Origin of the sequence: Qipengyuania qiaonensis (genome assembly GCF_019711515.1) — a bacterium.
Lineage (GTDB): Bacteria > Pseudomonadota > Alphaproteobacteria > Sphingomonadales > Sphingomonadaceae > Qipengyuania > Qipengyuania qiaonensis.
Window position 1 is genome coordinate 539808 of the sequence record NZ_JAIGNO010000002.1, and the last position, 8304, is coordinate 548111.

General features: G+C 60.1%; 8 protein-coding genes. 3 read left to right on the forward strand and 5 right to left on the reverse strand.

Annotated elements, in window-relative coordinates:
• Nucleotides 1–130: 130 nt before the first annotated feature.
• The 3 genes from K3174_RS05590 to K3174_RS05600 are packed head-to-tail and all read right to left on the reverse strand — an operon-like array spanning nt 131 to nt 2640.
• On the reverse strand, nt 131–742 hold the full coding sequence (locus K3174_RS05590) for a histidine phosphatase family protein (RefSeq protein ID WP_221556500.1): 612 nt from the start codon (nt 740–742) through the stop codon (nt 131–133).
• Nucleotides 743–786: 44 nt separating this feature from the next.
• Entirely contained in the window at nt 787–1605 is an 819-nt protein-coding gene (locus K3174_RS05595) for a 3-deoxy-manno-octulosonate cytidylyltransferase (RefSeq protein ID WP_221556501.1), read from the reverse strand.
• A 48-nt stretch (nt 1606–1653) separates the two neighbouring features.
• The gene (locus K3174_RS05600) at nt 1654–2640 is read right to left on the reverse strand and encodes a KpsF/GutQ family sugar-phosphate isomerase (RefSeq protein ID WP_221556503.1); all 987 of its coding nucleotides are present in this window, start codon (nt 2638–2640) and stop codon (nt 1654–1656) included.
• A 214-nt stretch (nt 2641–2854) separates the two neighbouring features.
• Between K3174_RS05600 and kdsA the strand changes: the two genes are divergently transcribed.
• Complete coding sequence (gene kdsA / locus K3174_RS05605) at nt 2855–3715, forward strand: 3-deoxy-8-phosphooctulonate synthase (protein ID WP_221556505.1); 861 nt, start codon at nt 2855–2857, stop codon at nt 3713–3715.
• On the forward strand, nt 3712–4755 hold the full coding sequence (locus tag K3174_RS05610) for a phytanoyl-CoA dioxygenase family protein (protein ID WP_247711893.1): 1044 nt from the start codon (nt 3712–3714) through the stop codon (nt 4753–4755). The genes kdsA and K3174_RS05610 overlap by 4 nt, the downstream gene beginning before the upstream one ends.
• Here the strand turns inward: K3174_RS05610 and K3174_RS05615 are convergent.
• Both K3174_RS05615 and K3174_RS05620 read right to left on the reverse strand, forming a co-directional pair.
• A complete protein-coding gene (locus K3174_RS05615; RefSeq protein ID WP_221556507.1) occupies nt 4743–5063 on the reverse strand; it encodes a hypothetical protein in 321 nt (106 codons plus the stop codon). The genes K3174_RS05610 and K3174_RS05615 overlap by 13 nt on opposite strands.
• Nucleotides 5064–5082: 19 nt before the next feature.
• Nucleotides 5083–6213: a polysaccharide biosynthesis/export family protein gene (locus K3174_RS05620; RefSeq protein WP_221556509.1), complete on the reverse strand. Its 1131-nt coding sequence runs from the start codon at nt 6211–6213 to the stop codon at nt 5083–5085.
• A gap of 230 nt (nt 6214–6443) precedes the next feature.
• On the opposite strand from K3174_RS05620, the gene K3174_RS05625 reads away from it, so the two are divergent.
• Nucleotides 6444–8123, forward strand: coding sequence for a glycosyltransferase family 2 protein (locus K3174_RS05625; protein WP_221556510.1), 1680 nt, complete (start codon nt 6444–6446; stop codon nt 8121–8123).
• Nucleotides 8124–8304 lie beyond the last annotated feature (181 nt).

The following is an 8304-nucleotide window of genomic DNA, read 5'->3' on the forward strand; positions in this document are numbered from 1 at the left end:
AGCGCAGCACGGGCGGGACCCGTGAACGGTTCTGAAGGATGCGTGGCGGAAGAGGTGCGCAGGGCAGCCGCCAATCCGGGGAAAGGCGGGACGCGGAGAAGTGCTTCCCCAGCATGCGGGGCACCGTTCGTCACGGCCGGACACCCCAGGCGATGAGAGAGAGTTGCCCTGCATCGTCGCGGGCGATTGTCCCATATCCGCCGGTCGGAAGCTTGAGCGAAGGCAGTTTCTGCGCTTCCTCTCGGATGGTGGGGTCGGCCAGCAGTGCAAAGCGTGCCGCCCCATTGCTGGTTACGAGCAGCACCGGTCCGACAGCATCCTGACCGTTGTCGAAGAGATCGCGCCAGGCGTCGATCCGTTCGTCGGCGCCCACGACCCAGCCCGGTGGCGGAATGGCGCTGTCTTCCCATGCTGAAAGGGCTTGTGTGCCGATGCGCCCCAGCACGGCGCTTTCGCTCATGTTCTCGTCCGGGCCGTGATCGATTTCGCGCAGGAATTCGGCGGGCTCCGGAACGGGCGCGCTAGTCTGGATTTTCAGGATTGCCTGCGCCGTCTGCTGGGTCCGTTGGAGCGGCGACACCAGCACCCGTGCGAACTGCCATCGTTTGTTCGAAAAATGGCGCCCGAGCGCATCTGCCTGCGCAAATCCATGCGCAGTAAGCGGCAGATCGGTACGCGCACCGATCCTGCGTGGATCTTCGCCGGCTTCGAAGGTATTGCCATGACGGACGATTACGAACATCGGCTGGTATCTAGCGCTTGTTGCTGGTGCCGCAACCGTCCCGATCACACGGGGAAAGGGTCGCCCAGCTTCGCGATCGCCTCTTCGGCCAAGGCAAGGTCTGCCGGGGTGTCTATGCCCGAAAGACCATGCGCTTGCGGCTCGACAGGCGCCGTGGCAATTTTCCACCCGTGTTCCAGGAAGCGGAGTTGTTCGAGCCCTTCAAGGACTTCGTAAGTTCCCGGAGGCTGTTCGACGAACCAGTCCAGCGCCTCCATCGTGTAGGCGTATAGCCCCATATGCTGCCAGACAGGAGATTTCTCCGCTTTGCGCAGTGTGTCTTCATCGCGCATCGCCGGCAGGATGTTCTTGGAGAACCAGAGGGCGTGACCTTGCGCATCGCGCAAGCAGGTCGTGCCGCTGAACGGGGCCACCAGCTTGTGTTCGCGCAGTCGATCGAGCCTTGGCCAGTCCAGTTGATATACAGGCGTGGCAACCTGTGCGTCGCCGTTACGCAATATCTCCAGCAATGATGCGATCGTCGGTGGCGCTATGAAGGGCGCATCGCCTTGCAGACATATGACGCGCCGCGGGCTGGTCTTCTGGCGCAACGCAGCCGCATGTGCTCTGGCGGTGCCGGAATCCAAGCTCGCATCGGTCAGGACTGCTACTGCTTCAAGCTCGTGTGCATGGTCTGCAATACGCCGATCGTCAGTCGCCACGACGACTTCGCAACCGCCCGTCAGTCTTGCCGCCTGTTGCGCATTGGCGACAACGCGTTCCAACAGAGTGCGACCGGCCAGTGGGAGTAACGGTTTGCCCGGCAGTCGGGTTGAGCCATACCGGGCGGGTACGACGATGAGATCGGGATTGTCAGCGGTCACTAGGTTGGATCGCGCTGTGGCGAGCAAGGGCCCGGGAGATTGTGAGGATCACCCAATTCCCAGTCTGACCAGATCGTGCATATGGACGATCCCGACGAGCTTCTCGCCCTCGGTCACAAACAGAACGGACACGGCATTGTCGTTCATCAATGCCAGCGCCTCCACGGAAGGCATGGCTGGCTCTGCCGTTACCGGCCGGGGCGACATATGATTTCCGATCGGCTCGTCGAGATCGTGGATCGCGATACACCGGCGCAGATCGCCATCGGTGAAGGCCCCAACCAGTTTCCCGTTGGCGTCGACCACCGCAGTGCAGCCATAGCGCTTTCTGCTCATTTCGATGGTCGCACTCCGCAAGGTGGCGTCAAGTGTTACTCTCGGCAGTGCGTCGTCCGTCCCCATCACCTTGTTCAGCGTGGTCAACTGGGCGCCAAGGCTCCCACCCGGATGGAACAAGCCGAAGCTGTGGGATGAGAAGCCACGCGCCTCGATCAATGCGACTGCCAGGGCATCGCCCAGGACCACCTGCATGGTCGTGGACGATGTGGGCGCGAGTTCGTTCGGGCAAGCCTCCCGGACAACCGGAAGTGTCAGGCAGATGTCGGCCGCTTCGCCCACCCAGCTGGTGCTGTTGGACGTGGCTACGATCAATGGCAGGCGATACATACGGCAGTAATTGACGATGTCGCCCAGTTCGCGGGTCGTCCCCGACCAGGTAATCGCGAAGACCACGTCGTCGCGCGAGATCGCACCCAAGTCGCCATGGCTTGCTTCGCCGGGATGAAGGTAAAGGGCGGACGTGCCGGTCGAACAGAATGTCGCGGCGATCTTTCTCGCAATATGTCCGCTCTTGCCGATGCCCGTCACGATAATCCGGCCTTTGACCGAGGCAAAGACTTTCGCAGCCTGTTCGAATGCATCGCCGAGACTGGTGTCGCTAAAGGCGCGTTTAAGGTCTTCGAGCCCGCCGATTTCGATATCGAGCGTCCTGAGTGCGGAAGTCAAATGGCTGGAGGCGGCCGTGTCATTGATCATAGGAAGGAATTTCTGCGCAACTCTGGAAATAGGTGTAGATGGCGCTATCTTGGGATCGCCCAGGCGCCCGCGATGGTTCGTTCGCCTGCTAACCTCGGCGATGTCAAGCGATCAGTACCAGCTGGTCGTATTTTTTGGGCGAGGCCTGCGAAACTTCCGAGAAGCTGTTGTAAAAACACCGCAAGGCACATTGTACGGGAATGGTTTTGAGTAGATGAAACTGTGTGGTCGCAAGATAACATCCGGGAGTCCGATATTCGTGATCGCCGGACCGTGCGTGATCGAAAGCGAAGAGCATTCGCTCAAGGTCGCGGAAATTTTGGCCGGTACGGCGCAGCGTCTTGGCGTGCACCTGATCTTCAAGAGTTCCTTCGACAAGGCGAACCGTACTTCGGGCGACTCGTTCCGCGGCCCGGGCCTCGATGACGGCCTCCGTATTCTGGAGAAAGTCCGGGCCGAAACGGGTCTGCCGGTTCTCACGGACGTACACGAGCCGGCACAGGCCAGACCGGTGGCAGAGGTTGTCGACGTGCTGCAAACGCCCGCATTCCTCGCTCGACAGACCGACTTCATCGCCGCAGTGGCTGCCAGCGGAAAGCCGGTGAACATCAAGAAAGCGCAGTTCATGGCACCGGCGGACATGCAGAACGTGGTCGCCAAGGCACGCCAGGCGGCAGCGGCAGCAGGCCATGAAACAGACAATTTCATGCTGTGCGAGCGGGGCACGTCGTTCGGGTACAATACCCTTGTATCCGACATGCGAGGCTTGTCGATCATGGCGGAAACCGGTTGCCCGGTGGTCTTCGACGCAACGCACTCGGTACAGCAGCCCGGCGGACTGGGCGCGCGTTCGGGCGGGCAGAGCGAATATGTGCCGCTGCTTGCGCGCGCGGCGGTCGCGGCGGGCGTCTCGGGCGTCTTCATGGAAACGCATCCGGATCCGGCCTCGGCCCTGTCGGACGGTCCCAATGCGCTCCCTTTGGACAGGTTCGAAGGCCTGTTGGTCCAACTGATGGCAATTGACCATATCGCCAAGGAGGCGCTGCAGGCAGGAGCGTCGGACGTCCCCGGATGAGTTTCGTCAACAAAGCCATGGCCATCGTGCTGGCACCGATCCATATTCTGCAGTTGGGCACCTCAGCCAAAAGCTTTCTCGACCATCCCTTGATCGGGTCGCAACGCCTCAATCGGCTTGGCCTTCATCGCACCCGCGTCCGGATCGCGGACGCCATGTGCAGGTGGCGCCGGCGTAGGCTGGCAAAACACGTGCCTGCTCACTGGCGGGAGGCGTTCGATCGCGACGGTTTTGTCGTGATCGAGAACGTCGTCTCACCAGCGGAGTTCACCAAGCTTAGAGAGGCAATACTGCGATCCGAATGGCCCGCCCGGGAGATGCGTCAAGGCGACGCAATTACGCGCCGCATCGCAATCGACGCCGAAATGCTTCAGACGGTCCCGGAACTGGGCCGGTTCTTGTCGCGCAAGGATATCAACGCGCTCTTTCACTACGTTTCCAGCTACCGGATCACGCCGCTGCATTATGTGCAGACGATCGTCCCCAATCTTCTCGGCGGCGAAACCGATCCGCAACAGGTGCTCCATGCCGACAGTTTCCATGCTTCGATGAAGGCGTGGCTTTTCCTCAAACCGGTTACGCGGGAAGATGGCCCTTTCACCTACGTCCGTGGATCCCACCGCTTCACGCCGGAGCGCATGGAGTGGGAATATCGGCGCAGCCTGACCGATCCGCAGTCGATAGACCGGTTGTCCGCGCGCGGTTCACCGCGTGTCGATGCGTCCGGACTGGCCCAGATGAGATTACCCCCCGCGGACGCGCTGGCCCTGCCGGAGAACACGCTTGTGGTGGCCGATACGGGCGGATTTCACGCACGTGGCGCGGCCAAGAATACAAGCGAAAGAGTGGAAATCTGGTCCTATGCGCGTCGAAACCCGTTCCTGCCTTGGCTGGGCGGCGATCCTTTGAGCATTCCAGGCGTTGCCGAACGGCGAGTAGGCTGGCTGTGGGCCTTCCGCGACCGTTTCGAAAGGAACATGGGGCAGCCTTGGCAGAGCGTTGGCAGGCGCAGGCCGACCGGGGATAATCAGGACGGGTGACGATGCCTGCTGCGCTGACCCTTGCGCCGCATCACAAGAGCCAAGGTGGCTGTGGCCACGAGAGGACCGATAATGTCGGCGAACTGGTCGGCTTTGGTCCACACCCTGAGATCGATCGGCGCCCACCAGGGGGCGTTCGCGCGCAGGCCTCCGCCGAATGCTTCGATCCAGCGATATTCAGCTTGTGCCAGTTCTCGCCCGATAAAGTATCCGCAGGCGAGCAGCGCTCCTGCCCACCAATTTTTCGTCGACAGCCCTACGAACACTTGGATCGCAAGCGCCACTAAAGCATGCTCGACAAGCTCCATAACGACCGCCCGAAGTAACTCAGTTGCCCGAGTTGATGTTGTTGGCCACCGCTGTCGCGGTGACAATGGGCGAGAAGAGCTGCCCGATAGTCTGAATCAGCTTGCGAGGCTGGTTGCTCTCCGAATTCCCGAAATACAGGATATCGTCGTCGCGCAACGCAAACCGCTGCGCCAGGAAGAATGTCGGCGCACGCATCAAATTGAAATGATAGACCGTGGGTTGGGTTTTGTCGGGCCCGGTATAGCGGAATAGAAAGACCGCTTCGGGGTCGCCGGTGTTGCCGTCCGGTCCGCCTGCCGCAGCTATCGCTTCGATCACATTCATGTGCTCGCGAACGAAGGGTATCTGTTGTACGCGCCCCGAAGCGCCAAGGACCGAATAGAGCATGGGCTCGGCGAGAATGGTCAGGCGATCTCCGGGATAGGCGCGTATACTCTCATACGTCCCCGCCAACACATCGGACAATCTCAAGCGAGCAAGATCGTCACCCCGCTCGATCAAGAGCGTGAGGTTTTTTGCCTCTCCACGGTATCCGCCAGCGAGTGCGACGACATCGGACATGGTTTCCCGGTTTGTCTGCAGGACGAGCCGTCCGGGCTGAGCCACTTCGCCAGCGATAATGATCGAATTGCCGATCACTTGCTCGCGGCTGACCAAAACCTGCGGGTCCTGGGAAAGACTGCGGAGCCCATTGCGAATCTTCGCCTGTACGTCCGCGGCGGTGCTACCGGCGACCTGAATCGCACCGACATAGGGAATGTCGATCATTCCGTTGTCGTCGACACGGCGGGGTGGAAGGGTTTGAGCCCGTACCGCAGGATCGAACCCGCCGGCCAAGCCTGCTGATGCCCCGTTGCCGCCGAAGAGCGCAACGCCTGCTTCGAATACGGTTACGGAAAGGACATCGCCCGGACCGATCATATCTGAAGGCGGCGGATCATAATCTGGCAATTGCCATGCTATCGGCGCCGCGACCGGCGGTACATCGGCAATCGAATCAACGGGAACGATATCGATGCTCGCTCCATCGACCTGCGCTTCGAGTGCAGTGTCGGTAATCTGGCTTCCTGTCGGTCCGCTGGATGGCAGGGTTGAACAGGCGCCCAGCGAGATGAGCGCAAAGGTCGATAGCAGCAGTTTCAGTTTCATGATGAATTCGTATGAGATTTGCGTATGAAGCGCCCCTCTAACCAATAAGCAGGGTCAGGCATAGCCCGTTGCAACCCAATTCCAGTCACTTGCCCGCAGATCGATCGCTGAAGGATAGTCCCGTAAGGCGTTTGCGGGATATACTGCTCCTGTTGGTTTGCCGACCTGACCGACTTGTACTGGTTGGCTGGTGGAGATTGTGCGGCAAGAAGGTACGCGCGCGAAATCGTTTGGCGAGCGCGATCGCGGCTTTGCCGTATGCCAACGAACGCTGGATGACTGATATTGGAAAGGAAGACCGCGCTGCAATCGCGGCGTTCCGGTCTGCCGGAGTTGTTCCGTCGATTTGCGTCCACTTGCACATTTCGGCCGACGACGAGCCGTCTCTTGTTCGCAAGGCGCTAAAGTCTGCGATGAAGCAAAGTGCTAGGCCGTCTCGTGTCTTCATCACCTCGTCTGGCGGTATCGATCGCCGCTCGGTGCGAGGGGATAACGTTGGCGTATTGCCGGGGTCTTTTCACAACCGTATGGCGGGATTGCAGGCGGCCCTTGCCGCATCTCGCGATCTCGGGGCGGACTATCTTGTGCCTCTCGCTCCCAATGGCTCTCTCCCCAGGCATGCACTTGCTGGCTACGCGGCTTTCGACACAGGTAAGTGCGACGGTGCTCTACCGCTTCTTTTCGCAGACCAGCAGGAAAGTTCACCTGCTGTCGATGGCGCTAGGCCCTGGTTCAAGCCATTGTGGGATCCGCGAATGATCCTGTCACAGGATTATGTCAGCGCCGCATGTGCATTGCCGGTTCGCACATCGCTTGCATGCATGGAGCGCAATTACGCTGTACCTCCAGAAAGCATCTACGAACTTGTCTTGCGGATTACCCTTCCAGCCGACACCGATACCCCTGTCCACCACGTGCAGCGGATTGCCATGCGCACAGCGGCGGGCGACTGGCTTAGCAATGGGAAAGAGAAGCTAAGTGCGGTACGACGGGTTGTCGGGCCCGATGCAACGGCATCGTCCGGGCCGTACGGGACCGTGAAACTGCGTTGGCAAATGCCCCAACCGTGCCCCAAGGTCAGCGTCATCGTTGCAACTCGCGATCGGGTCGAACTGCTGCGGACTTGCGTGAATGGCGTCCTGCACGAAACTGACTATCCTGACATTGAACTTATCATTGCCGACAACGACAGCCGTGAAGCCGAAACGCTCGACTATATGGAGCAGGCCCAAGCCGACCCGCGCGTACAGGTCGTTCGTTGGCCGCATCCTTTCAACTACTCCGCAATCAACAATTTTGCCGCCAGATCGGCAACCGGCAAATATCTGTGCCTGCTCAACAACGATATCGAAGTGATCGAGCCGCAATGGCTCTCCGAAATGGTCCGCGAAGCGGAGCAGCCGGGCGTGGGCGCGGTGGGGGCGCGGCTGCTCTACCCGGATCGTTCGATCCAGCACGCGGGAGTGGCGATTGGCATTGGCAACGCGGCCGGCCACGCCCACAGAGGTCTGGGCTACGAAGATCCGGGTTATTACGCGCAAGCACTCATCGCACGCGGGGCGAGTGCCGTTACAGGCGCGTGTCTGCTGGTGGCCAAACGCCATTTCGAGGCCGTGGGGGGGCTGGACGAAGACAAGTTGGCGGTCGCCTATAACGACGTCGACTTTTGCCTCAAGCTGCGCGAGTTGGGCCTTGCCAATATTTACACTCCAGCGTCCACGCTCATCCACCACGAAAGCAAATCACGCGGATTGGACTTCGCTCCTGAGCATCTTGCGCGATATCTTCAAGAGTTAGGCGTTTTCCAGCAACGATGGGACACCGATCATGCAGTCGATCCTTGGCACCACTCCAGACTGGAAAGAAATAGCGAGGTCTATCGCAAGTCGGGCTGGGCAATGGGGATTTAGAGTCCTCTTTTGAGGAGTAACCCCTCCGACTTCAGTCGGATATTGGCTTCAGCCATAGACTCGCGTGCAAGCCTGTAACCTCGGGAAATACGGAAGCCGCCGAGGGCGTGAAGCTTCCGTATTTCCCGAGGTTACAGGCTATGCGCTACAAGAGCGGTTGTCACACGACATTCCATCATCG